The following is a 26,653-nucleotide window of genomic DNA, read 5'->3' as shown; positions in this document are numbered from 1 at the left end:
GTCGGATCACACCATTCCAGGCAGGAGGGAGACGAGCAGGTCGATGACCTTGATCCCCAGGAAGGGGGTGAGTACGCCGCCCACTCCGAAGATCAGCAGGTTGCGGCGCAGTAGTGCGGCCGCCGGCATCGGGCGGTACGGGACGCCCTTCAACGACAGGGGGATCAGGGCCACGATGATCAGGGCGTTGAAGACGACGGCGGAGAGCATCGCCGACCGGGGGCTGGCCAGCCCCATCACGTTGAGCGCGGCGAGGCCGGGGAAGACCGACATGAACATCGCCGGGATGATCGCGAAGTATTTCGCGACGTCGTTGGCGATCGAGAAGGTCGTCAATGCGCCCCGGGTGATGAGCAGTTGTTTGCCGATGCCGACGACTTCGATGAGTTTCGTGGGGTCGGAGTCGAGGTCGACCATGTTCCCGGCTTCTTTCGCGGCGGAGGTTCCCGTGTTCATCGCCAGGCCGACGTCGGCCTGGGCCAGGGCCGGTGCGTCGTTGGTGCCGTCGCCGGTCATGGCCACGAGTCTTCCTCCGGCTTGTTCCTGGCGGATGAGGGCCATCTTGTCCTCCGGGGTGGCTTCGGCGAGGACGTCGTCGACTCCGGCTTCCTCGGCGATGGCCTGTGCGGTCAGCCGGTTGTCCCCGGTGACCATGACGGTGCGGATCCCCATGCGGCGCAGTTCGTCGAATCGTTCTCGCATGCCTGGTTTGACGACGTCCTTCAGGTGGATGACGGCCAGGACCCGGGCTGGTGTGTCGGCGTGCTGTGCGGCGACGACGAGTGGGGTACCTCCGGAGGCGGCGATCCGTTCGACGATGTCGTCGAGGTCGTCCGGGATGTGGCCGCCGTGGTCGCGGACCCAGAAGGTGACGGCGCTGCCGGCGCCTTTGCGGATCCGGGTGCCGTCGGGCAGGTCGATCCCGGACATGCGGGTCTGCGCGGTGAATTCGATGAAGAGGGCACCTTCGGGGGTGGTTTCTCCGGCGGGGTTGTCAGGGGCGGCGGTGCTGTCGGGGGCGGCTGCGGTTCCGTCGATGAGTTCGACGACGGAGCGTCCTTCCGGGGTCCGGTCGGCCAGCGAGGACAGGTAGGCGGCGCGTCGGGCCTCGTCGGGTCCGCTCTGTCCGACGGGGACGATCTCGCAGGCGCGCCGGTTGCCGAAGGTGATGGTGCCGGTCTTGTCGAGCAGCAGGGTGGACACGTCGCCGGCGGCTTCGACGGCGCGGCCCGACCGGGCGAGTACGCGTCGTTGGACGAGCCGGTCCATCCCGGCGATGCCGATGGCCGAGAGCAGCGCGCCGATGGTGGTGGGGATCAGGCAGACGAGCAGGGCGACCAGGATGAGGACGGGTTGTGCCGCGCCGCTGTACCCGGCCATCGGTGAGATGGCGACGACGGCCAGCAGGAAGATGATCGTCAGGGTCGTCAGCAGGATGGACAGGGCGATCTCGTTGGGGGTCTTCTGTCGGGCCGCGCCTTCGACGAGGGCGATCATCCGGTCGATGAAGCTTTCGCCGGGCCGGGTGGTCACCCGGACGACGATCCGGTCGGAGAGCACGGTCGTCCCGCCGGTGACCGCGGACCGGTCTCCCCCGGATTCTCTGATCACGGGGGCTGATTCGCCGGTGATCGCGGATTCGTCGACGGTGGCGACGCCTTCGACGACGTCGCCGTCGCCGGGGATCACCTCGCCGGCTTCGACGACGACGAGGTCGCCGACGGTCAGCGAGGTGCCGGGGACGACCTCTTCCTGGCCGTCGGGGCCGATCCGGCGGGCCGTGGTCTCGACCTTGGTGGCGCGCAGGCTCGCGGCTTGGGCTTTACCTCGTCCTTCGGCGACGGCTTCGGCGAGATTGGCGAAGAGGACGGTGGCCCACAGGCCGAGGGTGATGCCGACGGAGAAGATGTCCGGGTCGAGCAGGCACAGCAGCGTGGTGAGCGTCGAGCCGACCCAGACGACGAAGATCACCGGGGAGCGGACGACATGCCGGGGGTCGAGTTTGCGGATGGCGTCGGGCAGTTGGGCTCTGATCGTGGAGGTCAGTCCGGGTGTGTTGTCGGGTCGGGTCACCGTAGTGCCTCCGCGATCGGGCCCAGGGCGAGGGCGGGGAAGAAGGTCAGGCCGGCGACGATCAACGCGATCCCGACGAGCAGTCCGGTGAGCAGGGGGGTGTGGGTCGGCAAGGTGCCGTCGGTGGTGGGACGGTGTGGTTGGCCGGCGAAGGAGCCGGCGAGGGCCAGGACGAGCAGGATGGGCAGGAACCGGCCGAGCAGCATGCAGGCGGCGAGGGTGAGGTTGAACCAGGGGGTGTCGGCGCCGAGCCCGGCGAAGGCGGAGCCGTTGTTGTTGGCGGCCGAGGCGTAGGCGTACATCATCTCGGTCAGTCCGTGGGGTCCGTGGGCGGTGAGTGCGTCGCGGGCGGCGGGATTGGCCAGGGAGGCGCCGGTGCCGCCGAGCACCAGGGTCGGCATGATCAGGATGGCCAGTGCGGCGCAGGTGATTTCGCGGCGGCCGATGCTTTTGCCGAGGAGTTCGGGGGTGCGTCCCACCATGAGTCCGGCGACGAAGACGGTGATGACCACGAGGATCAGCGCGCTGTACAGCCCGGTGCCCACTCCGCCGGGGCTGATCTCGCCGAGCAGCATGTTCGTGAGGAGGAGTCCGCCGCCGAGGGGGCTGTAGGAGTCGTGCAGGGAGTTGACGGCGCCGGTGGAGGTGCTGGTGGTGGCGGTGGCGAAGAGCACCGAGCCGGGGATCCCGAAGCGGGTCTCCTTGCCTTCCAGTGCGCCGCCGAGGGTGTCGCCGAGTCGGTGTTCGGCCAGGAGGGTGAGTGTCCAGGAGGTGAGGAAGAGGGTTCCGATGAGGCCGACGAGGGTGCGTCCTTGGCGTCGGTCGCCGACCATGAGCGCGTACATGCGGGGCAGTGCGCAGGGGACGAGCAGGATCAGGATGATCTGGAGGATGTTCGTCAGCGCGGTGGGGTTCTCGTAGGGGTGGGCGGAGTTGGCGTTGAAGAATCCGCCGCCGTTGGTGCCGAGCAGTTTGATGGCTTCCTGGGAGGCGACCGGCCCGCCTTGGATGGTCTGTCGTCCTCCGGTGAGGGTGTCGACGACGGTGGGTCCGGCGAGGTTCTGGATGACTCCGCCGAGGACGAGCAGGAGTGCGCCGACGGCGGCGAGGGGCAGCAGTACCCGGGTGATCCCGCGGGTGAGGTCGACCCAGAAGTTGCCGATGCGGTCGGTGTCGTGCCGGGCGAGGCCGCGGGTGAGGGCGACGGCCACGGCGAGTCCGACGGCGGCGCTGACGAAGTTCTGCACGGTGAGGCCGAGCATCTGGGCCAGGTGGGTGGCGCTTTCCTCGCCGCTGTAGCTCTGCCAGTTGGTGTTGGTGGCGAAGGAGACGGCGGTGTTGAGGGCGGTGTCGACGTTCATGCCGGTTCGTCCGGCGGTCAGGGGCAGGTGGGTCTGGACGAGGAGCAGTGTCCACAGGGCGAGGATGCCGACGAGGCTGAAGGCGATGAGCGAGGCGGCGTAGGTGCGCCAGTGTTGTTCGCTGTCGGGGTCGATCCGGCAGATCCGGTAGAGGGTTTTTTCTCCGCGGAGGTGGCGGTCGGTGGTGAAGGTGTGCGCCAGGTGTGCGCCGAGGGGCAGGTGGGTCGCGGCGAGGGTCGCGGCGACGACGGCGAGGGTGGCGACGGCTGCGGTGGTGTCGTCCATCAGAACTTCTCGGGGTGGGTCAGCGCGTAGGTCAGGTAGCCCAGGAGGCCGAGGGCCAGGAGGGCTGCGAGGACGTTCTCGAACATCGGGGGCGGGTTCTCCTCGGTGCGGGGTGGTGGCCGGAGGCGGGTGCGCCCGGCTGTTCGGTGGGTCGTCCGCTCAGCCGGTGGCGGCTTGTTCGGCGAGGAGGAAGGCCACTTTCAGCTGGTCGTCGCTGGGGTGGACGACCCGGGTGGCCGCGGTGAGTCGGAAGTGGGCCACGATCTCGTGTCCGCGGCTGACGGGGATCACGGTGATGGTGGTGGTGGGGAGTCCGTCGACGGTGGGGTCGCTGAGGTAGCCGAGGTGGTCGAGTCGGCCGGTGTCGGTGAGGGTGGGCCATCCGCCGGGTGGCGCTCCGGGTGAGCAGGTGCAGGAGTCGATGCCGAGGACGCGGGTGATCTCCTGGCAGATCGCTTGTCTGCGGTCGTTGCCGGAGTCGCTGTCGGGGTCGGTCCGGAGGACTTCGAGGACGCCGTCGACATAGCCTGCGCGGCGGGCGGCGACGGATGCCTGTTTTCTTCCGCGGAGGGCGAGTTCGGTGACGGCGAGTCCGACGGCGGCGAGGAGCAGCGCGAGGAGGATGTCGTCGGTGCGGGCGATCCGGAAGGTCAGATAGGGCGGGATGAGGAAGAAGTCCATCCAGGCGGCGCAGGACAGGGCGCTGAGCAGCCCGGCCGCGCGGTCGCCGGTGGCGGCGAAGGCCACCACAATGAGGGTGAAGAGGAGGACGGTGATGGCTGGGTCGGTGTTCTCCCGGGTGGGGACGAGTGCGGCGGCGAGGAGCAGGGGGGCCAGTGCGGCGAGGGCGCGTCGTACCCGGGGGTGGTGCAGGGCCTCGGTCAGGGCGTCTCTCCCTACGGCGTGGGTGGGGGTCATGTCTCCATCGAAAGGCGGTGCGCCCGGGGGTGGTCTTTTCCTGACGTGGAGCTGACGGGTCTTGACGCCTCCTTGACGCAGACCCCCGCTGAGTAGCGGAAATCCTTTACCGGATAGATGATTTCGACCGCGCTGTCGATGGTTGACAGGGGTGCTCCTAGACTCCAGGCGAACTGTCCACGAAGTCTCGAGGGGGCCTGCCGTGATGATCGGTGCCGACAAGCAACGCTGCCGCGCTCTGCAGGAGGAGGACATCCCAGCGGGGATCATCCCCCGTCTACGCGATGTCATGACCGAGCAACCCTCGAAGATCGCTGTCACCGACCCGAAGCATTCGTTGACCTACGGCGCGCTGGCCGCCCGGGCCGCGTCGATCCTGTCCGACCTGCAGAACGAACTGACCGAACTGGTCCCGCCGCCCCGCCGTTTCGGAGAAGCCGAGTTCGGGGCGTACGAGCCGGTGGCGCTGCTGTTCGACCACGAGGTCGACGCGGTCGCCGCGCTGGTCGCGGTCCTGGCCTCAGGACATCCGGTGCTGGTGTTGGATCCCCGGACCCCGGCCGACCGCTCCCGGCGTCTGGTGCGACGAGTCGGCGCGCGGATCGTGTTGACCGCACCGAGCCAGCAGTTCCTCGCCGGCGAATTGGGCATCCGCGTGGTCGTCCCCGAGGGCGATGCCACTCATGGCGACGCCACCGGCGTGGACCGGTTGTGGGAGAACCCCCCGAACGCCCGCGATGTCGCCGTGGTGGCTTTCACCTCCGGGTCGACCGGCGAACCGAAAGCAGTGGCGAATCCGCACGAGATGTTGATCCGCGACGCGTGGAACTCCAGCATCTCGGCGGGCTGTTATGGCGACACCGACGTCTTCGCGCACACCCTGCCGATCGCCTTCCACGCCGGGTTGACCGCGACCGTGCACGGCCTGCTGGTGGGCGTGACGATGCACCTGTACGACACCCGCACCACCGGGATCGGCCAGCTCGCCGCCTTCATCGACAAACAAGGCTGCACGTTGATGATCGCGTCCCCGGCGATCCTGCGCGGCTTCACCGCGTCGACCCCCCGCCCCGACCTGTTGTCCGGCCTGCGCCACCTGACGATCGCCGGTGAACCCGCCCACGCCCGAGACGTCCTCCCGGCGACGGCTTTCCTCCCGCCGGGATGCACGATCCGCAACCGGTACGGCTGTTCGGAGACCGGGCTGCTCACCGAGTACGTGGTCGACCCGGCAACGGTGGACGGCCAGCTGCCCGCAGGGAAAGGCGTAGGCCGCACCGTCGTGGAGATCGTCGACGCCGAGGGAGTCCCGGTCCCCGAGGGCGAGGTCGGACGGGTCCGGGTGAGCGCACCGTGTTTCTCCTTGGGTTACTGGGGGCTCCCGGAGCAGACCGAGGCCTCCTTCGGCCGCACCGAGGACGGCTGGCACACCTATCTCACCAGCGACCAAGGACGCCTGCTGCCGGACGGCAACCACATGATCGTGGGCCGCGCCGACCACAGCGTGAAGATCCGCGGCTATCTGGTCGACCCCGGAGAGATCGACGCCGCACTCTTCCAGATCCCCGGAGTACGCGAAGCCGTAGTCGTCAGCGGGATCCGCCCGCACGACCAGGCAACCCGGCTACTGGCCTACGTCGTGCTGGAATCAGGCACCGACACCGGCGAAGCTGCGGTGCGCAGTTCACTGCGAGGACGCCTCCCGGCGCACATGGTCCCGGAGATCATCGTCCTCCTGGACGAATTGCCGCGCACCGAACGAGGAAAGATCGACCGGAAGGCCCTGCCCGAACCGGTCCCCGCCGATGACGACGACAGCGAACACCTCAAAACCGGGTGGGAATGCCTGATCGCCGAACACTGGGCACACGTCCTGTGCCTCGACAAGACGACACTGCGGGGCTACTCCGATTTCTTCGCCCTGGGCGGCGATTCGCTGAGCGCCGAGGAGCTGATGACCCGGCTGATCAACGACGTGGGAGTTTCCCCGGCGCGCGCGGAGACCCGGATGTTGGCGGAGACACCGACGCTGCGCGTGTTCGCTGCCCGGCTCCTGGAGGACGGCCCGAAAGACAAACGTCGTTGGTCACTGCCTTTGCAGAGCAACGGGAGTCGCCCACCGGTGTTCCTGGTGACCGGGGCCGGCGGTCTGGGTGTCGGTTTCCTGGCGTTGGCGAACCGCTTAGGCCCGGATCAGCCGTCCTATGCTTTGCAGTCGCCTCTGGTCGAGGGCCGCGGCCTGCCGGAATGGTCGATCCGCAAGATGGCGAAACGCCGGATCGCGCAGATCCGCCGGATTCAACCGCACGGCCCGTACATCCTGGCAGGCCATTCGTTCGGCGGGGTGGTCGCGGTGGAGATGGCGCACCAGTTGGTGGCCTCGGGCGACCGGGTGAGCCACCTGGTGATCCTGGATTCCTTCCCCCCGGATGCGGCGTACATGCCGCCGCCGCCGAAACGTTCACTCATCGAGCAGGCGAAATTCCTGGGTGGGACGGTGGCGCTGGCGGCGACCAGCAGCAATGGCAGCATGGCGTGGCGACTGTTCGATCACGCGAACATGATCGCGCCGTACTACCACGGCCGGCCGTGGCCGGGAAAGACCTTGGTGGTGCTGGCGGACACTCCGGAGCGGACGATGCGGTCGGTGTGGGATCCGTTCCTGACCGGCAGGTGGCGTTCGGTGACGGTGTCCGGCGACCACGTGACGATGTTGCGCTCGCCGTGGGTGGACGAGGTTGCCGATCATGTGCGGGAGTTCTTGACGGAGTGACGGCGGGCTTCGTGCCGGGGCGCGTCGGGTGTGGTCGGCGGCAGTGGGTGTACTGCCGCCGACGTGGGTTCAGCGGGTCGGGGTGATTTCGCGGAGGATCTTGCCGGAGGCGTCGACCTGGTGGACTTTCTCGGTGGTGGAGTGCCCGTAGGAGAATTCGTTGTCCTCGGCTTTCAGGTTGTTGCACAACCGGTGGGTGCCGCTCTGGAAGGTCGCGGAGGCGATGCCTTTGACTTCTTGGTGTCCCTTGTCGAGGCGGTAGTTCTCGCCTGGTTTTGCGGTGATGGTGCGGGTGACTTCGACGTTGCTGCCGATGCTCTGGGTGAAGGTCTTGGGGAGGGCTTTTTTCACTTTGTCGTTCTTGTCGACGTCCTTGGCCTCGATGCCCCATCCGACGGTGTTGTTCTTGGTGTAGGTCTCGGGGTTCTTCAGTTCGAGGGAGCGGTCCTGGCCGGTGGTGTTGCTCTGGGTGGGGCCGGTTTTCTCGCTGACGAAGCCGGTGCCGGTCTCTTTGAAGGCGTATTTCTTGAAGGTGACCTCGGGGGTGGGGCTGTTGACCTTCTTGGCGCAGAAGTTGGTGGCTGCGGTGTGGAACTTCTTGACGGCGTCGTCCTTGATGGGCAGGGAGGGGTGTCCGAGCACCGAGGCGCAGGCTTCGTTGTCGAGGCATTTCCGGGTGAAGACTTCCTGCTGGGCCGCGCCGGCTTTCGCGAGGAATTCTTTGTCGAAGGCCAGTGCCAGGACGCCGAATTCACGTGATCCGTATTTCTTGGCGTTGACCTGGACGTGTTTCCTGATCTCTCCCCTGCTCATCGAACCGTTGCCGGTGAAATGCCCTTCGAACCCGCTTCCTGAGGTGGCGTGGGCGGCGGGTGTGAGCGAGACGGCCAGGGCGCCCACTGCGGCGAGTGTGAGGACCCTCTTGCAGGCTGTCCGAATTTTCACGTTTTTTCCTGTCTGCAGCGACCGGGAGATGTGGTGAGAATCTATACAGTCGCACTGTGCAGAACTTGAATATATTCTGCAGAAATTGTCGGTGAAGGGTGCGATCGGGTGCCGACATTTCAGGCTTTCCCTACCGAAGGTGTTCTTGTTCCCGGACGGGGGCCGTTCGACTCCCGGAGTTCTACGGTGTCGGTGCCCGTAGTGCGGCAGCGAATCGGCCGATCTCTTGTCCGAGTCGGGCCGAGTAGGGCAGGTCCTGCAGATAGGCCCACCCGGTGGGGTCTTCCTTCAGGACGTGGTTCACTCCGGTGAGTGTGACGAAGCGGGGCGCTCGGTACAGCCCGGTGAAGCCGTCCGCGAGGCGGTGGACGTCGGGGCATCCGACCTGGACGTCGACGTCTCCGCAGGCGAGGAGCACGTGGAGGTCGGCTCGGGTCTGTCCGGCGAGGGTCACCGGGTCGAAGCTGTCGATCTGCCGCAGGTAGGGCACGATCTGCGGGAAGAAGATCCCTGTGAGGTGTTCGTCCAGGGTGGGCAGCGGTTTCCCCTCGCGGATGGCTTTCATCGCCGAGGTCACTTGGCGGGTCAGCTCCCGGCCTTGTTCAGGGGTGATCTGTCCGGCGGCGACCGCGGCTTGGAAGCGGTTGGTCAGCTGGTCGACGAGGATGTCGAGAAAACGCGTCGGCAGCGGGGTGAGCAGGTTGATCCCGCGCACTGTCGGCAGCCCGGGTTTCCTTCCCAGGGCCAGGAGTTGGGCGTGGAGGCCTCCTTCGCTGTGTCCAACGACGATCAGGCGCGTCCGGTCGACGCCGGGCCGGCCGGCGAGGGTGGCGAGGGCTCGTTCGGACTGGTCACGGAACATCTCGAACTTCGGTTGTTGCTGCCCGACGGTGCCGAGGCCGGTTTTTCCGCTGCCGAGTTTGTCGTAGCGCAGGCTGGGCATGCCGTGTGCGGCGTAGGTGCGGGCGACGGCTTGGAGCGAGCCGAGCCGGAGAACATTTCCTTTGCCGTCGACGCTGTCGCCATTGCGGTCGGTGGGTCCGCTGCCGGCGATGAGCAGCGCGGCGGGGCGGGGTGTCCCTGTGTCGAGGGGGTGCAGCCAGGTGGCGTAGACGGTGCCGCTCGCGCTGGCGAAGGTGATCTCCTCCTCGATCCAGCCGCGCGGGACGCGAGGCATGTGGCGGGATTCGGCGGGTGCGGTCACCGCCCGTCCCGGGGTGGAAGTCGACGGCGCCGTTCCGGTCACGGCGGGGACTGGCGACGGGCCGGTCGGCGACGGGGAGACAGCGGCCGCCAGGGACGAGGGGCCAGCCACCAGAATCACTGATGTCGCCACTAAAACTTTGAAACGCAAGGAAATTCGACCGCATGCGCTCTTCATGCCCTGAGAATAGACCCGTCGGGCGGCCCCGCCTGGGATGAGCAGTCGAGGCTGCCTGACGAACTTCGACCAGCCGCGGTGTTTACCGGCCCATATTTCTCAGCCCGCCGATCCAAGGTCGCAACCCTCGAAATGGCGGCTTGGCTAGGCTCAACAGCCCCGAAACAGTACGTGAACAGTTCAGATGCCGCTAACGTTCAACTTCTCCTAGGGGCAATGGTTAATCTAGAACCACACCTGATTGGCCTTACAGAGAGACATTGAGAGGCTCACGTCGTACTCGAGAGTAATGTGCGATTCGTGCATGTCTTCTCTCGCCCGGGGACGATGCTGATCGCGCTGACAGCCGCAGCTCTCCTCACTGGATGCTCCACCGCCCAGCAAGCCCCCACCACAGTCATCACGGTGACTGCTGACCCCACCACATCGCTGCCATCACCAAGCGCAACCGAAACCGCCACCTTGGTCACTGGAACTGATCTGGAGGGCAGGGAGACAAGACGTGGCGACAGCCTGTCGAAGCCTTCAGACTCGGCCAGCGCCGAACCTGAGTTCACCGATGAGGAGCTGTCGCGCATGATGGCTTGCCCGAACGGTGGACTGCGTGTCTATGGGTGTCGAGATGCTCCGCCGCCTGGCTACGGTCCGCCTTCGGTGACCAGACCAGCCCGTACGCCACCACTACAACGTCTCCCACCTCCTCAGCAGATGCCTTACCCACCTACAGAGACACCACGGCCTACGCCTTCGTTGACGCCCCCGCCAGCACCCGCAGTAACCGCGCCTCAACTTCGAAGGCCACATTCTGCACCGTCACCGGCGAGTGGACCACAAAACATCAGTTCTCAGCCGTAGGCGAGATTGGATGCAGATCTGGTTATCAGAAGTCCCCTTGAGGAACGCACAGCTCTTCTGTAATCCTGCTTCATTCGTCGCAGTACCCCAGCGTGCAGAAATGATCGATCCGACCAATCCCCCCCAATGCTGGCACCCCGAGTGCAATTCCGTATTGCTGAGCCGTGAACCCGAAGTCGTTCAACATGAGGAAAGCAGGAAATGTCATGGCCAAGCTCTCTTGGCTGTCGCTGCTGCTGCAACAGTCGACCTCGCTCCTGCCGAATCGTCAGGCTTCTACTTCCGTAGCCGAGAACGGTGAACGACTCCAAAGAAGCAGCAGCCTTGGCCCGAAGGCTTCCCGACAAGGCCACGACTTATGTGAGAAGTCCGGGGTAGATCATGGCGCTGGACACACCGATGAGAGCAGCTCCGATCAGCATGTCCGAGGTATGAAATTCCCAGAGATCCCATCGTGCCAGGCAGGGTCATAGCGCCCTAGTGTCGTTGATTCATTTGCAGTATCCGCTGAGGGTGTCGAGGATCTGGTCGGCGATCTTGGTCCACACGAACGGTCGTGGGGTTCTTGTTCCATTCCTGGGTCCAGGTGACGATGTCGCGTTCGAGTTCGGTGACGGGCCGGTGGGTCGAGCGCCGTAGTTTGCGGCGAGTCAGCTCGGCGAACGAGCGTTCGCCGGAGCCCCGCAGCTCTGGCGGAATCGCTACCTGCCGTGGGCGATCGGTCAGCTGAAGCACTACGCATGATGCACTTATATGATTCAAATACCTGCTGCATTTACGTGCAGCAGGTATTTGATGCACTATGGAGCAATGGCCAACAAGTTGATGAAGGTCCGCAAGAGTCTGCCGCTGTCTTCCACCGACCTGCGCGACCTGGAACTCATACGCTCTGCCCCGCAGTACCAGAAGCAGTCTGAGGCAGCGGTCCTGGCCGAAGCGACCCGTCGAGGCCTACAACTCATGCAGGATGAGCTCTCCGAACGAGGATACGCTCAGATCGCCCAAGAGCGAGTAGCTAGCCGAGAGCGACGCCAAGCGACGAGCCGCCGGCGCCGACCCAGCTGGGCGGACGAAGACTGATGAAGACTCCTTGGCCCCTGCACCGAGGACAGATCTACCTCGCCAAGTTGGGCGGCCTAGATCCCAAGTACTACTTGGTGGTGTCGAACAACCGCCGCAACCGCAACCTCGACTCCGTGCTCGCTGTACGCATGACGTCCTCCCCCAAGCCACCTTTGCCCACCATCGTGAGCATCAAAGGGCGCGCTTCCGGACTCGAGGGGGTATTTGTCTGTGACGACATCGTGGAAATCTATGAAGACGAGGTGCTGAAGGACTCGGGCGCGGTCTCACCTGACCTCATGCGAGACGTCGAGGCAGGGCTGAAAGCCGCCTTAGCCCTCCCCTAGTCGCCTGCCTGGCACGCCTTCGAAGCAGAAGAGGCACGCCTGCACTGGTTTTCCGTCGAGCTCGGTCCTCAGTAGGTATTGAGGACCGAGCGATGACCTGCTGATGGGCACCCGGCCGCCGACGGCAGCCTGAGTCGGTCAACAACGCACAGACCACAGTCCGGACCAGTGCGCTGGGCCCACCGACCAACCAGCCCCTCGACCTGATCCACGCCGCCACACTGTGGGGGACCACCGCCGACCCCCGCCTGGGCAGAGCCCTGGACGCGATCACCGCCCGCTACGGCACCACAGCCATCGGCTACGGCACGGCCGGGCTCCGCACAGACGCCCCCTGGCAGATGCGCCGAGACCACCTCTCACCGGCAGCCACCACCCACTGGGACGAACTACTCACCGCCAGGCCATAACCCAGAGCCCCAAGATCTCAGCGCGTGCGGCGACTCACTGCGCCACAGCCCGGTCGAGGCCGGCGCGGATATCCGCGGTGAGATCCTCCGGAGCCTCCACACCGATGGACAGGCGCAGCAGCCCACCGCTGATCCCGGCGGTAGCCTGCGCCTCCGCGGTCATCGAGGCGTGCGTCATCGTCGCCGGGTGGGCCACCAACGACTCGACCCCGCCGAGGGACTCAGCCAGAGAAAGGCAGGTCAGCCCGTCGAGAAAACGACGTACGGCGGCTTCGTCGGCCAGTTCGAAAGAGATCATCGCCCCGAAGCTGCGCTGCTGTCGGGCGGCGATCTCGTGACCGGGATGACTCGGGATCCCCGGGTAGTGGACACGCCGTACGGCCGGATGCGAAGTGAGCACGTCGACGACCGCCGCGGCACCTTCTTCGTGGGCGCGCATCCGGGTGTGCAGAGTGCGCAACCCGCGCAAGGTCAGATAGCTGTCGAACGGGCTTCCGGTGACGCCCAGGACATTCGCCCACCAGGCCATCTGCTCGGCGAGTTCGGCGGTCGCGGCGACGATGGCCCCGCCGACGACGTCGCTGTGCCCGTTGAGGTACTTGGTCGTGGAGTGCACGACGATGTCCGCGCCCAGGGCGAGGGGCTGCTGCCACAACGGGGAGCAGAAGGTGTTGTCGGCGACGACGGTCGCCCCCAGCACATGCGCCCGGTCGGCGATGTCGACGATGTCGGTGATCCGCAGCAGCGGGTTCGACGGTGTTTCGATCCAGACGACGCTCGGCGCTCCCCCGGGTGCGTCGGCGGACAGTTCGCGGGCGACGGCCTCCGGGTCGGTGTAGTCGACGTAGGTGACGGTGAAATGGCCTTTCCCGGCGAGGGAGTCGAAGAGCCGCCAGGTGCCGCCGTAACAGTCGTGGGGTGCGAGGACCCGCTGACCGGGGGCGAGCAGCGCGGTGACGACGACGGTGACCGCGCCCATGCCGGTGGCGGTGACGACGCCGTCGGCGCCACCTTCGAGGTCGGCGAGCGCCCCGCCGAGGACGCCGCGGGTGGGGTTGCCGCTGCGGGTGTAGTCGTAGCGGCGGGGTTCACCGAATCCGGCGAAGGTGTAGTTGCTGGAGAGGTAGACGGGTGGGACGACGGCCCCGTGGGTGGTGTCGCTCTCGAGGCCGGCGCGTACGGCGCGGGTGTGCGGGTGTCGGTCGGTCACGGGGTGCCTTTCGGTCGTCTCCACGGCATCGCGAAGTTCTTTCGATATCGAACATCCTTCGGGGTCGGTCGTATTCCTGGTTTGTGGTCCGGCCTTCCTGGGGGCGCGTCTGCGCTGGTGCGGCTCTTGTCGCGTCGGTGCGGGATCTCTCGGTGTCATGCGGTGGGGTGTCCGGCGAGGTGTGAAGGCATCCCGGCCGGGTAGTGCTCGGGCAGGAAGACTGTCGCGGCGCGCCAGGATCGCCTGGTGTCGAGGGTGAGGCCCGGTCGCCCGGGGCGGTGGCTGTCGAAGAGGCGAGGAGGACGAGATGCCGTTTGCGAAGGATTTCTCGCGTAAGGCACGCAAGTTGGTCGGTGAGACGGCTCATGCGACGGCGCAGGCCCGTCGGAGCGCCGGTGAGATGACGGACGCGAATCGGGAAACGATCGAGGCTGCGCTCGACCGGGCGGGTCGTTTCGTCGATGCCCGCACCGAGGGCAAGTACACCGCGAAGATCACCAAGGCTCGTCGGGCGGCGACGAAGGGCGTCGATTTCGTGGCGAAGCAGAAGTCGACGCGGGTGCCGCCTCGTCCGGGTGAGTCGCCGCAGGGTCCGGTGATCATCGGGCCTGCGGGTACGGCGGTGTGGAAGGACGATCAGGTGCAGGATCGTCCTCGTGGGTCGGAGTATCCGACGGGTTGGCCGCGGGCTGAGTCTGGCCCCGGCGCGGCCGGTGGCGAGTCTGGTGGTTCGGGTCGGCCGTATTCGGCGCCGATTCCGCCGTACGACCCGGGTTCACCGCGCTGATCTGGTTTCCGAGTTGGTTCCGGGCGGTTCCGGGCTGGTGCAGGTGCGCCCGGTCGTGGAGCGCACCTGCACCGTGGCGGTTTTCAGGGGACGAGTTGGTAGATCTTGGTCCAGCTGGCCGGGCCGAAATAACCGTCGACTTCGAGGCCGTATCTTCCTTGGAAATGGATGACCGCCCTATGGGTTGCGGGCCCGAAGCTCCCGTCGACATCCAATTTGTATCCGAGCTGGTTGAGCATGCATTGGAGCTGACGCACCGCTGCACCTGTGGAGCCACGGCTCAGCACAGGCGTCTCAACTGTGTAATTGCAACGAGAATTGGGCCACGGACCGGCCTGAGCAGCCGGGGCGATCGCCACGAAGGAACCTGCTGCCATCAGGGCTGTTGCCAGCGCCATACTGGCTTTCTTCACCATCATCGAAAGTGTCCTCTCGTGTCATAGGGGGCAGCCTGCACTCATTTCTTTCGAAGGGAAAACAGGCTCGTATCCGAGTGGAGACTTTTTCATACCAGCGTTCTTCGCGGCACCGTTCAAGCGCGACACGCGCATTTCTCTCGATCCCTGCATGACGGCATGACGGATATACCTGTCACTATTCTTCGACTCCAGATATTCACGCCATAAGAAGTGCGGTCACAACAGAACGACGAGCAACCCTGCGGCCGCTGCCATCGCCACGACGGAGGATGTCGTCCGCCGTGACCACTGCACCGGGGGGCAGGTGAGAGCTTCCGCCCTGACCAACAGCATGTCCGCAGTAGAGAAACCGACCGCCGATGATGTAGGGCGTCGCCCCGGGACGACAGGGTCGGAGAGACTCCCGCCGAGCTGGGCGAGCAACGCCTGGGCCAGCTCCCGGTCGCCGACCCGACAACGGGCTTCCTCATCAGCCCACAGCTCGGCCGCAAGACGGATGTGAGTGATCAACCGACGTCGCCCGGGCATCCACACCCACGCCATCGTCAACCCCTCGGCCAGGCTGATCCACAGAAGATGACGGGCCCGAGCGTGGGCACGTTCATGAGCGATGACGGCCGATGCCTGCGAAGAACGGTGAATTCCTTCACCCACATGGATCACCGGCCGGAACAACCCGGAAGTACAGGCCGTCCTGCCCTGAGACCGACCGGTCACGACCCGGAGCCCGTCGACCTGGTAACCGGGCAGCGCGACGAGCTTGCGATGACTGCGGCACACCCGGACGGCCTGGACGGCCATGCCGATACAAGGCCCGGCGAGCAGAAACAGAGTGGCCATGTCCAACAGGAAGAGCGCCACGCCGGAATAGGCGATGGACGGGCTGCTGATCCCCCAGACGAGCGGCGCCCGCCAAGGAAGATCACCCAAGAACGGCAACCCGGGGAGATAGGGGACGCACAGCGCCGCCGCCGGCGTCGAAGCTGCGCAGACGCCGATGACGAACCGTGCTCGGGGAGGCATCCGTCGTCTCAGGAGAAGGTTGCCGACGGCGAAGGCCAGCAACGGGCACCACAAAGCGAGGACGATCTGCGGGTATCCGATCCACTCGAGACCCGTCAAGTTGCGCTCTTCCTCGGTGTGCTCTCGTCGCCGCGGTCCTCGACCTGCGCGAGGAGCCGACGCACGTGGTCGAGTGTTTCCTCGTCGCTGCGAATGGCGTCCACGAAACTGACCACGGCCAAGTGGCCGAAACCGTCCATCAGGTCACGGACGTCGGCAGCGGCGTGTTCGCTCTCGGTCTCTTCCTTGGTGCGGGACGGCCAGTAGAGATATCTCCGCTGCGTTTTCTCCCGACACAGATGCCCCTTGATCACCAGACGTTCCATGATCGTCTTCACCGTCGCGTACGCGATCTTCCCGTCAAGTCGTTCGCACACTTCACCGACGTCCAGACGGTCGGTGGCCGACCAGAGCACATCCATCACGTCGAATTCGCGTTCACCGAAATGAGCGTTCAGTCCGGTGGCCCCTTCAGGACGTTGACGCGGCATCTTCAGGATGTTAGCAACCACCACGATGCCCGAGCCTGATGACGCAGAGCGCCCGGACGAGCCCGGCGGCCAGAGCTGCAACGAGGACGCCGAGGAGGACATGGCGCAGCTGAAACCAGCTGAGCACACCCCATGACCAAGGAAGGAAAGGCCAGAGCACCGACTGCAAGGACGATGCGCCGACGAGCAGTCCGAGGACCACTCCAGCGATGTTGAACGCACCGGTCACCGCTACACCCAGGGTCGCTGCGGACAGGAAGGTCGCGGGAACCAGGACCGACACGGTCAGCATGCCTGCTGTCCAGAGCCGCCACGCGATATCGCCGGACAAACCGTGGACGACGAGGAAGGACAGAGCCGCCGCGTACAGGACGAAGAGAGAGAACAGGGTCATGACCAACATGGACACGGTCATCCGACGGTTGCCGGTAGCCCGGGTGCGCAGAGCGCGCCGGCCTGGGGAGAGCACCGCCCAGACCTTCAACGGAAGTACGGTCGCCGCGACGGGCAGGAAGAGGACGACCACCAGTTCTGTCACATTCGAGACCGGCTGCCAGCGCAGGAAGAGCAGACCGACGGCAAAGAGCCCCGGTGCGATCCACGGGGTCGAGGTGCGGGCGAGGACCAGTGCCAACGCGGCGACGACAGGGAAACGCTGGGGTAACCCGAGGTACTCGGCTTCCGGAGCACTCGAAGCTCCCGGGCAGACGGAATGACGACGGAGGCCGACGGATGCCGGCCGTCGGGGATGCACCGGCATGCAGAGGAAGACCAGCACGGCGAGCGCGAAGGATGCGGTCGCCGGGGTCCACGGGGTGATGTGCCACAGATGACTGCCGGTTTCGAGGCCGATGCCGTTCGCGTGGGTTCCGGTCAGGGGAAGGGTTCCCCGGATGAACCAGTTGGCCGGCCAAGCGGCCCAGTCATCGGTTTCGACGGTGCCGACGAAGATCCAGGAAATGATGAATCCAGCTGCCGCGGTGAGTGATAGGCCGGGGAACGGGGTGTGGGCAAGCACTGTGCCGAGTGCTGCCGGTGCGCTCTGGGAGAGGGTGCTTACCGCAGAGAGCAGGAGGGTCTCAGGGACCGGGGCTGGCCCGGGGAAGCCGACGAGGAGCCCGTAGATCAGTGGAATCGTGATCGCGGCGAGGTTGGCGACGGTGAGGTGGAGGAGGAGGAACACAGCTCGCGCGGCCCGGGCTGCGGTCGGTGAGCTCGACCGCCAGAGAGTTCCGCCGGACCGGGTGGCGGTCTCGGCCCGGGTGATGGTCGCGCCGAGGAGGAGTGCGTAGAGCGGGCCGATGAGGACGGCCCAGATGTTGTTCCAGTTGTTCAGCACCCTCCAGGTGCCGTCCATGGTGGAGGCCGCGTGGAGGAGGCAGACGGCCGCACCGTAGGAAGCGGCGACGGCGGTGGTCCGTTGGGCGGGGCTCCGGCGCCAGCGCAGCAGTTCTGCTCGTGATGCAGCAGTGAGCCGGGGGTGCCTGCGAGGTCGAGGAAGGCGGACTGTCGGAGAGTGGGGGTCGACGGATGTCATCGGCTGTTTCCGATGATGTCGAAGAAGACCTCTTCAAGGGTCGTGTTGTTCTCGTCCGGGTTCAGTGGCCCGTGGTGGTGCAGTCGCCCGTCGACGAGGATTCCGATGTCGTCGGCAAGATGGGCGATCTCGTCGAGCAGGTGGCTGGAGACGATGACGGTCTTGCCGTCGTCGACGCGGGTTCGCAGCATCTGTCTCAGCGAGGCGATGCCGACGGGGTCGAGTCCGTTCTGGGGTTCGTCGAGGATGAGGATCTCGGGGTCGCCCAGGAGCGCGATGGCCAGGGCGAGTCTGCTTTTCATTCCGGTGCTGAAGGTGCCTGCTTTGGCTCTGCTCTGTGCGGGCAGGTCGACCTGTTCCAGGGCGGCGCGGATGTGTGACCGGTCTGCGCCGATGAGATGTGCGTGGATCTGAAGGTTCTCGGTGGCGGTGAGATGTGGGTAGAAGGCCGGGCCGTTGAGGGTGGCGCCGATGTGGTTGAGGGAGTCATTGCTCCAGGGGCGGCCGAAGATACGGATGGCGCCGGAGGTGGGGCGGACCAGGCCGAGAATCACGCTCAGCAGGGTGGATTTCCCGGCACCGTTGGGGCCGATGAGTCCGTACACGGTGCCGGTCCGGACGGTCATGTGCACTGATCTGAGGACGTCGACCCGGCCGAATCGGTGGTTCAGGTCTGTCGTCACCACAGCGAGTGAACTGTCGGTTTCCATCACGGCCCTCTTCTGCTACTGACTGTAGTAGTTCGATCCGCAGCATAGTTGCCCCTGATGGTGCCGACAAGGACTTTCCGGATACGGCCCTAGCTCGTAGAGCAACCGGAAAGGCCGGGTTCCCCCTGGGAAAACCCGGCCCTTCCTCCTACAAGATCCGCTGAGCTGCCGTACGGATCAGATCGACGTCGTCGACGCGCTCATCCCGCGTTCTTCGCGGAGGCCTGCCCGGCAGCGACCGGCTCGGCAGGAGCCGCGGCGGCTCCTTGCGCAGCCGGTTCGTCCTTCACCGGGGCGGCCGGGACGGGACGGTCGACGTCGTCGGACTTGGGCGCCTCGCCGCCGATCACCATGTCCCCCTTGGGGGCGTCGTAGATCGAACGGTCGAGGATGCCCTCCCGGGAGGCGACGACGACGGGGATCAACGCCTGCCCGGCGACATTGGTGGCCGTGCGCATCATGTCGAGGATCGGGTCGATCGCCAGCAGCAGACCGGCACCGGCCAGCGGCAGACCCAGGGTCGACAGGGTCAACGTGAGCATGACGATCGCCCCGGTCAGCCCGGCGGTCGCCGCGGAACCGACCACCGACACCAGGACGATCAACGCCAGCTGCGGGATCGACAGGTCCATCCCGAAGACCTCGGCGACGAAGATCGCCGCCAACGCCGGGTAGATCGCGGCGCATCCGTCCATCTTCGAGGTCGCGCCGAAGGGCACCGCGAAGGCGGCGTAATCCTTGGGTACACCCAGCCGGTCGATGGTGACCTCCTGGGTGAGAGGCATGGTGCCCACCGACGACCGCGACACGAAACCCAGTTGGATGGCCGGCCAGGCGCCCGCGTAGAACTTCCTGGGGCTCAACCGTCCGGAGAAGAAGAGCACCGCCGGGTAGAGCACCAACAACACCAGGAAGCAGCCGACGTAGACGTCGATCGCGAAGGTCGCCAACGGCGCGAGCAGATCCCAACCGTAGGTGGCCACGGCTTTGCCGATGAGGCCGAGGGTACCGATCGGGGCGAGCAGGATGACCCACCACAGGGCCTTCTGGGTGATCTCCAGCACCGAGTCGGTCAGCTTCAGGAAAGGCTCGGCCTTGTCGCCGATCTGCACCGCGGCCAGTCCGACGACCACGCCGAGGAAGACGATCTGCAGGACGTTGCCCTGGACGAAAGCTCCGACCGGGTTGGTGGGGACGATCCCGGCGAGGAAGTCCGTCCAGCCACCGCCCTTCGACGGTGCCTTCGCGGTGCCCAGGTCGAGGGTGACTCCCCGCCCGGGGTGGGTGAGCAGGCCGAGGGCCACACCGATCAGGGATGCGGCCAGGCCGGTGATCGCGAACCAGAGCAGGGTCTGACCGGCCAGGCGGGCCGCATTGGTGACTCCACGCAGGTGGGCGATACTGCTGACCACGGCGGTGAACACCAACGGCGGCACGGCGAGTTTGAGCAGTTGGACGAAGAGCGACCCGATGATGCCCAGGGAGTTGGCGAGCCAGTCGAGGTTCGCGGCGCGGGCCAGATAGCCCAGGGCGATACCGGCGGCGAGGGCGAGGAGCACCTGGGTGGTGTAGGAGATGCGGGGCCCGCGTCGCCGAGGTGGTGGGGTCTCGGCCGGCGGGCTCGTGTCCGCAGCGGCAGGGGTGGGCGATGTCGCGGGCGATGCAGGCTGTGATGCGCTGGTCATGCTGTTTCCTCTGCTGGCAGGTCTCAAGTTGTCGACCGCCGGGCGGAAGCACCGTGTGGTGCCGGCGCGAGGCGGGTGGTCAGCCTCGACAGACACACGTGGCCTGCATGCACAGGTCCACGTACCGACGTTCGGTGAGATGCCAGATATTGCTCACGGCTCACCCAACGCGCGAGGTATTCATTTTATTCCGCCGCACTTCCCATTCGCCGGTGGTACCCGGAAACACGCTGAGCGACAAGTATCTTCACTGGTCGTCGGCTAGTTTCACGGATTACTGCAGCCTCCGCAGGCCCGCCACCACGCGAGCCAAGATTCCGCTCTCCGCAGCTTCATCGAAAGGACATCGTGGCTTGTTTCCCAGTTCTTCCCATGGCACCACCAGCCGCTCACGACGACAGCACCGGCCAGCAACCCGTACACTCAGAAATTGCTTCACTTATATCTGCAACAGTCGATAGACTGTCCGTTAAGCCCGAACCATCAGACCGGAAGGACAGCCCAATGGGCCCCTCGCACCCCGATGTGCTCCTCAGCAGCCGCGCTCTCGATGAAGCACGAAACCTGAACAAGAGCCTCGACACCGGGCACCAGATGGCCTCACTCCCCCGACCTGACGGCGCTCCACAGCCGTTGCCCTCAGCACTGGACCACGTGCTGCGTCAAGCCATCCGCATTCTTGCTTCCGGACAAACCGTCACTGTCGGATCTCGCCCTGCCACACTCACGACGACTGCTGCCGCAGCCGCGCTCGGAGTGTCCCGGCCCACATTGATGAAGATGATCCGCAAGGGGGAAATCCCTGCACATAAAGTCGGCAGTCATACACGACTCCGGACGGATGATGTGGACGAGGCCCGTCGCCGTAGGCGGGCTGATCAGCGTGCCGCCTTCGATGCCCTGCGTGAACTCGAAGCAGCCGACGATGTCTAAATGCCGCAGCAGAAGAAGTCCATGGCCCAGTCCATATCACTCCGAAATCATTAAGCTGGGAAGATGTACGGCCTAGGACAGCACATCGTCTTCGTTGATGCGAATGTGCTGTATTCAAGGGCGATACGGGACTGGTTCCTCCTGACGGCAACTGTCGAGGACGGCGAGGTATATCAGCCTCGATGGAGCGAAGATGTACTGGTCGAGACTTTGTACAGCCTCCGACGGACACACCCCGAATGAAATAGCAGCCGCTTGGAAAATATCCGTAAAAAAATTAGAAGGGAGCTTCGGGCACTACAAAGTTACCGACTTCCCACAGGCCAGCGGATTCCTAGGGAAAGATCCCAACGATCACCATGTGCACTCAGCTGCAGTGCATTGCAAAGCCGACATCGTTCTCACCAACGACAGAGAGGGTCTTCTATCGTCAGGTGGCAGCGAAGACTCTCTTCCCTACGAGATATGGAAACCCGATGAGTTCTTCTGCTACGTCGACGACTGCGCGCCGAGCATAGTCTGCACAGTCACTCGAAAGCAGCGCGATTATTGGGGCAAACGCATCCCTGAGGGCACAGACCTCCCTGAGACCTTGACCCGAGCAGGGCTGCCTCTGTTCGCAGAACGCATCCGCAAACACCTACTCCAGATCGCACTTCAGGGCTGAGCCTGCGCCACGGAAAAGAATCCGCCGGTGCGGACACCCTGAGCCGAATGTCCGCACTCGTCGTCAGTGCGGCCTTACTGCACGGCCGCAGCGCATCAGCCGCCGGATCCGGTCGGATCAACGGCCCGATCTGAGCCCGCTGATCCGACCGGATCGGTATCCGGCCGCCCCCGTCAGATGACGCCGGTGGAGCGCAGCAGGCCGCCGATGATGGTGCGGTCGAGGCGCTTCATGATGAAACCGGGCACCTTCAGCTTCTTGCCGTCCCGCATGCGCGCAGTGGCGTTGAGCAGATCACGGACGTCGTACACGCTGCCCCACACCTCGGGAACGCCACGGTCGACGTTCAACAGGGTGTAGACGGCCTCCATGCCGGTGCGCACCGAGTACTCGGTGGTGAAGATGGTGTCCCGGGTGGTTTCGGCGAACTGGCCGAGGAAGGCGAAGTTCACGCACCCGTCGGGCACCACGTTCGGGCGGTCACCGGCCCGGCGAGGCATGAAGAACGACGTGATGAACGGCATCATGCAGGGCATGCACACCGCGGAGTTCGCGGCGAGGTCGTCGATCTGCTCGACGGGGACGCCCAGGTGGTACAGCCACTCCCGGGTGATCTCCTCACCGGTGCAGTCGCGCATCGGCTTCTTGACGTAGTCGCCGGGGCGGTCGGTGAAGAGGCTGTAGATCCACACGACGATCTTGTCGCCGGGCTGGGCGGCGAAGTGCGGCTGGCGGTTGATGGTCCAGGAGAGCATCCAGGAGGAGTCGCGGACGCTGACGATGCCACCGGTGGTGACCCGACCGGCGAGCGGGTCGCGACGGCAGATCTTCTCCAGGTAGGGGCGGATCCGGTCGTCGAGGGTGGTGAGGCTGGCCGACTCCCAGTTGGTCAGGTGGGTTTCGTTGCAGTACTTCTCGGGGTTGCCGAAGCTCTGGTCCTGGCGGGCGATATTGCGCCACAGCTGCCAGGTGCCGCCTTCGCGGACCTCCGGGTCGAGGGTCGCCGGGGTGTGGTGGTCGCCCCAGTTGGAGTTCTCGACGCAGGAGCCGTTGGTGACGAAGACGAGGTCGTCGGCGGTGAGGTCGACGCCGCCGGGTTCACCGTCGCGGATCCATTCGATGCGTTCGGCGACCTTGGTGGTGCCGGTGCCGCCGGGTGCGGGCGCGGTGAGGGCGAAGCGGACGTCGGTGACCTTGGTGTCGTACTGGAAGACGACGCCCTGGTCCTTCAGCCAGGTGACCAGCGGGAGGATCAGCGATTCGTACTGGTTGTACTTGGTGAACTTCAGGGCGGAGAAGTCGGGCAGGCCGCCGATGTGGTGGATGAAGCGCTGCAGGTAGAGCTTCATCTCCAGGGCGCTGTGCCAGTCTTCGAAGGCGAACATGGTGCGCCAGTAGAGCCAGAAGTTGGACTCGAAGAAGTCCTTGCCGAGGACGTCGGTGATCTTCTTGTCGTAGAGGTCCTCGTTGCGGGTGAAGAAGAGCTTCATGAGGTCTTTCTGGGCCCGCATGGTGAGGGTGAACTCACCGTTGGTCTCGCCGTCCTCGCCGCGGTTCTTGGTGGCGCGCATGAGCGAGTAGTTCGGGTCGTCCTTGTTGAGCCAGTAGAACTCGTCGAGGACGGAGGCGTCGGGGATCTCCAGGGAGGGGATGGACCGGTAGAGGTCCCAGAGGCATTCGAAGTGGTTCTCCATCTCGCGTCCGCCGCGGATGAGGAAGCCCTTCTCGGGGTCGACGATGCCGTCGCAGGCGCCGCCGGAGAGGGGGGAGGCTTCCAGGATGGTGATCCGTTCGGGTTTCATCTGGGCGTCGCGGACGAGGAAGGCCGCTGCGGCGAGGGAGGCGAGGCCTGCGCCGACGAGGTAGGCGGATTTCGTGTCGACGCCCTGGAGCTTGCGGGGGCGTGCGAAGGCCTCGTAGTTGCCACTGCTGTAGTACACCGTGCGTCCTTCCTGATGGTCTGCCTGACAGGGCGGCAACACGACCACCCAAAAAGGAGCGTACTCCGTTTTGAAGGTCTACTGTCACGTTGTAGCGAAGTTCACACAGGCCAGATCACTCCTTCGAAAACGGAGTAACCTCTCATAAGGAACATATTTCATCTCCGCGGGGACGCACCCGCACCAAGAAGGGACCTATGACAGCCACCCAGGACGAAGGACGCCGCGCACGCAACAAGCGCCTCAAGTCGGAGGCCATCCTCCACGCCGCCGAAGAACTCTTCCGGCTCAAGGGCTACAACGCCGTCACCACCCAGGAGATCGCCCAACGAGCCGACGTCTCCAACGGCACCCTCTTCCGCCACGCCCGATCCAAGGCCGACCTGCTCGTCACCGTGATGAACTCCCGGCTCCGACTCGGCCACGAACGGGGCCTACGCATGGCACGACAGGGCGCAGGGCCCGTCGAATCCGTCGTCGCCCTGCTCACCCCGCTCGCCGAGACCGGCATGGCACACCCCGAGGTCGTCGTCGCCTACCAGCGCGAACTCCTCTTCACCGTCGACCCACGACGCGACGCCGACCTGGCCACCGTCGAACAGCTCGAGAACACCATCCGGGAGATCCTGGCCGTCACCCACCCCGGCCACCCCGAGGAGAACCGGGCCTTCGCGGCGTACAGCATCTACGCCACCATGTACATGGACCTGGTCCGGGTCGGCATCGGCCGGGCACCGAGCGACGACCTCCCCCGGCAGCTACGCGCCACCATCCGCACCCTCCTGCACGGGCTCCTCCCACCGGAGGTCGGCCGGGAGACCGCTGCCGGTCAGGAGACCACGGTCCTCCGATAGCGGTTCCCGACACGGGACGCGCACCCCCGGGCCGCGAACGACCGCAACGCACCCAGAGCGTTCTCCACGACATGCACCTGCGCAGCGCCGCCCGAGGCCCGCGCGCACGCACCCAGCACCAATCGCTGGTAGGGCAGGCAGCCGCCCACCAGGCCTCCGCAGATCACCCAGGTCGCGGCGGCCGGGTCGGCCAGGTTCCGGGCCGCTGCGGCGAAGGATTCCTCCACCTGTTCGACCACGGAGGCCATGATCCGGCCGGCGACGGCGTCGTCGTCCTCCTCCCAGGCCGTGGTCACCGCCCGGGCCAGGACCGCCAGGTGTTTCTTGGGCCGGGAGTCCTGGCCGAGCTCGCGGGCCAGTCGGAGCGCGCCGGCGTCGTCCAGCCCGGCCCGGGCGGTGATGGTGGTGGCCTCCCCGCGGCCGTCGGCGGCGCGGACCATGGCGACGAGTCCGCGCCGTCCGACGTCGACGGCAGCACCTTCGTCGCTGGCGACCCATTCGACGCCACCGACCCGGGTGATGTCGTCCTGGGCGTTCCGCGCCCAGAAGGCGCTGCCGGTGCCGATGATGGCGGCGACCGATTCGCTGCCGGGTTCGTCGGTGAACAGCAGGGGGAGGATGTCGTTGAAGAGGTGGATGCGTCCCAGGTAGCGGTGCTCGCGGACGGCGTCGGCGAACATCTCGGCGAGTCGGTCGGCGGTGGGGTCGTCGAATCCGGCGGTGGCGACATAGGTGTCGACCGGGTCGGGCACCCGGGAGGCGATGTGGCCGACGAGTTCGGCGTAGATCCGGGCGGCTTCGGTGTCGCTGGTGGCTGCGGTGTTCGCACTGCCGAGATTTTCCGTGACCAGGAGTTCGTCACCACGCCATAGTTCGAGTCTGGTGTGGGTGCCGCCGCAGTCGGCGACGGCGTGGATCGCCGGGTTCTCGGTGGTTCCGGGGGTGTCCGAGAGCGACATGGTGACCTCCTGGCTCTGAAAGCACTCCGCAGGCGTCCTTTGCCGCGGTCGAGCGCCGTACTCCTCCATCATGCTCTGCCATGAAACGTCCGGCTTGGCCACGGCCCCAGGTCAGGAAAAAGCCATATCGTATGTCATCCACGGTTTCCCGGACGTCGCCCGACACGACCACCCGGCGCAGGCCACGACCACCCCGGCTACCCGATATCCACACCGACGCCCCTACAGCCACACATGAACCAGGGTGTAGGGCGCCCAGCGAACCCCCAGGAGGATCCATGCGTCGCGCCGCCCTACCCCTCATCGCCGTCACCGCTGCGGTCCTCTCCGGCTGCGGGGGCCAACAGAACAGCGCCGTCAGCGAAGGAAAACCCAGCTGGCAGAGCACCGCCGCAAGCCACGGCGCAGCCGGACACGGCTCCACCCCGCAGGACAGCGCCGCCCTCGCCACCGGCGAGATCACCAACCCCGAAGGCAAGAAGGTCGGCACCGTCGAACTCGCCAAGGCCGACCAGGGCATGACCGTCCGCGTCACCACCGACGGCCTCCCCCCGGGCTTCCACGGCATGCACCTGCACGCCGTCGGCAAATGCGAAGCCGACTCCCACGACCCCAAGGACCCCCAGAAGAAAGGCCACCACCTCTCCTCCGGCGGCCATCTCGCCGCAGCCGGCCAGTCCCACCCCGACCACGACGGCGACCTTCCCGTCCTCTACGTCGGCAAGGACGGCCGCGGGAAGATCAGCACCCTCACCGACCGCATCAAGGAAAGCCACCTCGACGCCGCCGCCGGACTCAGCATGATCATCCACAACAACCCCGACAACTACGCCAATATCCCCACCCGCTACGCCCCCAACGGCCCCGACGCCGAGACCAAAGCCGCCGGCGACTCCGGCCCGCGCATCGGCTGCGCCGTCCTGAAGAAGAAGGACGCCGGCGGCGGACACTGACCCCCGCACCCCTCGCAGAACAGCCGGCCCGACACC

The 26,653-nt window shown here is 65.9% G+C and carries 23 protein-coding genes and 1 pseudogene; 8 read left to right on the top strand and 16 right to left on the bottom strand.

Annotated features, from left to right (window positions below; genetic code table 11):
* Positions 1-6: 6 nt before the first annotated feature.
* The 4 genes from kdpB to AUCHE_RS13920 all read right to left on the bottom strand — a co-directional run bounded on the left by kdpB (position 7) and on the right by AUCHE_RS13920 (position 4,637).
* Entirely contained in the window at positions 7-2,073 is a 2,067-nt protein-coding gene (gene kdpB / locus AUCHE_RS13930) for a potassium-transporting ATPase subunit KdpB (RefSeq protein WP_006503964.1), read from the bottom strand.
* Positions 2,070-3,719, bottom strand: coding sequence for a potassium-transporting ATPase subunit KdpA (gene kdpA, locus AUCHE_RS13925; protein WP_006503963.1), 1,650 nt, complete (start codon positions 3,717-3,719; stop codon positions 2,070-2,072). The genes kdpB and kdpA overlap by 4 nt, the downstream gene beginning before the upstream one ends.
* Complete coding sequence (gene kdpF / locus AUCHE_RS17940; RefSeq protein WP_074788531.1) at positions 3,719-3,805, bottom strand: K(+)-transporting ATPase subunit F; 87 nt, start codon at positions 3,803-3,805, stop codon at positions 3,719-3,721. Before kdpF ends, kdpA begins: the two co-directional genes overlap by 1 nt.
* Positions 3,806-3,878: 73 nt before the next feature.
* The gene (locus AUCHE_RS13920) at positions 3,879-4,637 is read right to left on the bottom strand and encodes a DUF4118 domain-containing protein (RefSeq protein WP_006503962.1); all 759 of its coding nucleotides are present in this window, start codon (positions 4,635-4,637) and stop codon (positions 3,879-3,881) included.
* Between the two features lie 205 nt (positions 4,638-4,842).
* Here AUCHE_RS13920 and AUCHE_RS13915 point away from each other — a divergent pair, with 205 nt between their 5' ends.
* Entirely contained in the window at positions 4,843-7,410 is a 2,568-nt protein-coding gene (locus tag AUCHE_RS13915; RefSeq protein WP_006503961.1) for a non-ribosomal peptide synthetase, read from the top strand.
* Between the two features lie 69 nt (positions 7,411-7,479).
* Here AUCHE_RS13915 and AUCHE_RS13910 read toward each other — a convergent pair whose 3' ends face one another.
* The 3 genes and pseudogenes from AUCHE_RS13910 to AUCHE_RS17935 form a co-directional block, all read right to left on the bottom strand.
* Entirely contained in the window at positions 7,480-8,355 is an 876-nt protein-coding gene (locus AUCHE_RS13910) for a hypothetical protein (protein WP_006503960.1), read from the bottom strand.
* A 181-nt stretch (positions 8,356-8,536) separates the two neighbouring features.
* Positions 8,537-9,559, bottom strand: a complete 1,023-nt coding sequence (locus AUCHE_RS13905) for an alpha/beta hydrolase family protein (protein ID WP_006503959.1) — start codon at positions 9,557-9,559, stop codon at positions 8,537-8,539.
* A gap of 1,523 nt (positions 9,560-11,082) precedes the next feature.
* Positions 11,083-11,263: pseudogene (locus AUCHE_RS17935) on the bottom strand (IS630 family transposase); the annotation flags it as partial.
* A 138-nt stretch (positions 11,264-11,401) separates the two neighbouring features.
* Here AUCHE_RS17935 and AUCHE_RS13900 point away from each other — a divergent pair.
* The 3 genes from AUCHE_RS13900 (at position 11,402) to AUCHE_RS17930 (ending at position 12,410) form a co-directional block, all read left to right on the top strand.
* Positions 11,402-11,671 (top strand): hypothetical protein, encoded by a 270-nt coding sequence (locus AUCHE_RS13900; protein WP_074788530.1) that lies wholly within the window; start codon positions 11,402-11,404, stop codon positions 11,669-11,671.
* Positions 11,671-12,000 carry a type II toxin-antitoxin system PemK/MazF family toxin gene (locus tag AUCHE_RS13895; RefSeq protein ID WP_006503957.1) on the top strand — a complete coding sequence of 110 codons (330 nt, stop codon included), beginning with the start codon at positions 11,671-11,673 and terminating at the stop codon, positions 11,998-12,000. Before AUCHE_RS13900 ends, AUCHE_RS13895 begins: the two co-directional genes overlap by 1 nt.
* A 173-nt stretch (positions 12,001-12,173) precedes the next feature.
* Entirely contained in the window at positions 12,174-12,410 is a 237-nt protein-coding gene (locus AUCHE_RS17930) for a DUF4113 domain-containing protein (protein ID WP_081578257.1), read from the top strand.
* 34 nt (positions 12,411-12,444) lie between these two features.
* Here the strand turns inward: AUCHE_RS17930 and metB are convergent, their stop codons facing one another.
* The gene (gene metB, locus AUCHE_RS13890; protein ID WP_040322700.1) at positions 12,445-13,620 is read right to left on the bottom strand and encodes a cystathionine gamma-synthase; all 1,176 of its coding nucleotides are present in this window, start codon (positions 13,618-13,620) and stop codon (positions 12,445-12,447) included.
* A gap of 307 nt (positions 13,621-13,927) precedes the next feature.
* Here metB and AUCHE_RS13885 point away from each other — a divergent pair, with 307 nt between their 5' ends.
* Complete coding sequence (locus tag AUCHE_RS13885; protein WP_006503955.1) at positions 13,928-14,407, top strand: antitoxin; 480 nt, start codon at positions 13,928-13,930, stop codon at positions 14,405-14,407.
* Between the two features lie 83 nt (positions 14,408-14,490).
* Here AUCHE_RS13885 and AUCHE_RS13880 read toward each other — a convergent pair whose 3' ends face one another.
* The 6 genes from AUCHE_RS13880 to AUCHE_RS13855 all read right to left on the bottom strand — a co-directional run bounded on the left by AUCHE_RS13880 (position 14,491) and on the right by AUCHE_RS13855 (position 20,311).
* A complete protein-coding gene (locus AUCHE_RS13880; RefSeq protein ID WP_006503954.1) occupies positions 14,491-14,826 on the bottom strand; it encodes a peptidoglycan-binding domain-containing protein in 336 nt (111 codons plus the stop codon).
* A 216-nt stretch (positions 14,827-15,042) separates the two neighbouring features.
* A complete protein-coding gene (locus AUCHE_RS13875) occupies positions 15,043-15,948 on the bottom strand; it encodes a M56 family metallopeptidase (RefSeq protein WP_006503953.1) in 906 nt (301 codons plus the stop codon).
* Complete coding sequence (locus AUCHE_RS13870; RefSeq protein ID WP_052024938.1) at positions 15,945-16,379, bottom strand: BlaI/MecI/CopY family transcriptional regulator; 435 nt, start codon at positions 16,377-16,379, stop codon at positions 15,945-15,947. The genes AUCHE_RS13875 and AUCHE_RS13870 overlap by 4 nt, the downstream gene beginning before the upstream one ends.
* 10 nt (positions 16,380-16,389) lie before the next feature.
* Positions 16,390-17,916 (bottom strand): ABC-2 family transporter permease, encoded by a 1,527-nt coding sequence (locus AUCHE_RS13865; protein ID WP_006503951.1) that lies wholly within the window; start codon positions 17,914-17,916, stop codon positions 16,390-16,392.
* The gene (locus tag AUCHE_RS13860) at positions 17,913-18,626 is read right to left on the bottom strand and encodes an ABC transporter ATP-binding protein (RefSeq protein WP_040322672.1); all 714 of its coding nucleotides are present in this window, start codon (positions 18,624-18,626) and stop codon (positions 17,913-17,915) included. Before AUCHE_RS13860 ends, AUCHE_RS13865 begins: the two co-directional genes overlap by 4 nt.
* 200 nt (positions 18,627-18,826) lie before the next feature.
* Positions 18,827-20,311, bottom strand: a complete 1,485-nt coding sequence (locus AUCHE_RS13855) for a dicarboxylate/amino acid:cation symporter (RefSeq protein ID WP_006503949.1) — start codon at positions 20,309-20,311, stop codon at positions 18,827-18,829.
* Positions 20,312-20,683: 372 nt separating this feature from the next.
* Between AUCHE_RS13855 and AUCHE_RS17925 the strand changes: the two genes are divergently transcribed.
* Entirely contained in the window at positions 20,684-21,244 is a 561-nt protein-coding gene (locus AUCHE_RS17925; RefSeq protein WP_407639826.1) for a helix-turn-helix domain-containing protein, read from the top strand.
* An 840-nt stretch (positions 21,245-22,084) separates the two neighbouring features.
* On the opposite strand, the gene AUCHE_RS13840 is transcribed toward AUCHE_RS17925, so the two are convergent.
* Positions 22,085-23,851 (bottom strand): oleate hydratase, encoded by a 1,767-nt coding sequence (locus tag AUCHE_RS13840; protein ID WP_006503946.1) that lies wholly within the window; start codon positions 23,849-23,851, stop codon positions 22,085-22,087.
* A 197-nt stretch (positions 23,852-24,048) separates the two neighbouring features.
* Between AUCHE_RS13840 and AUCHE_RS15920 the strand changes: the two genes are divergently transcribed.
* Complete coding sequence (locus AUCHE_RS15920; protein ID WP_006503945.1) at positions 24,049-24,705, top strand: TetR/AcrR family transcriptional regulator; 657 nt, start codon at positions 24,049-24,051, stop codon at positions 24,703-24,705.
* Here AUCHE_RS15920 and AUCHE_RS13830 read toward each other — a convergent pair.
* Positions 24,681-25,664 carry a BadF/BadG/BcrA/BcrD ATPase family protein gene (locus AUCHE_RS13830; protein ID WP_006503944.1) on the bottom strand — a complete coding sequence of 328 codons (984 nt, stop codon included), beginning with the start codon at positions 25,662-25,664 and terminating at the stop codon, positions 24,681-24,683. The genes AUCHE_RS15920 and AUCHE_RS13830 overlap by 25 nt on opposite strands.
* 278 nt (positions 25,665-25,942) lie before the next feature.
* Between AUCHE_RS13830 and AUCHE_RS13825 the strand changes: the two genes are divergently transcribed.
* The gene (locus AUCHE_RS13825; protein WP_006503943.1) at positions 25,943-26,617 is read left to right on the top strand and encodes a superoxide dismutase family protein; all 675 of its coding nucleotides are present in this window, start codon (positions 25,943-25,945) and stop codon (positions 26,615-26,617) included.
* Positions 26,618-26,653: the final 36 nt, after the last annotated feature.

The sequence above is a fragment of the Austwickia chelonae NBRC 105200 genome (assembly GCF_000298175.1).
Classification (GTDB): domain Bacteria; phylum Actinomycetota; class Actinomycetes; order Actinomycetales; family Dermatophilaceae; genus Austwickia; species Austwickia chelonae.
This window is presented reverse-complemented; position numbering and strand designations above follow the sequence as displayed.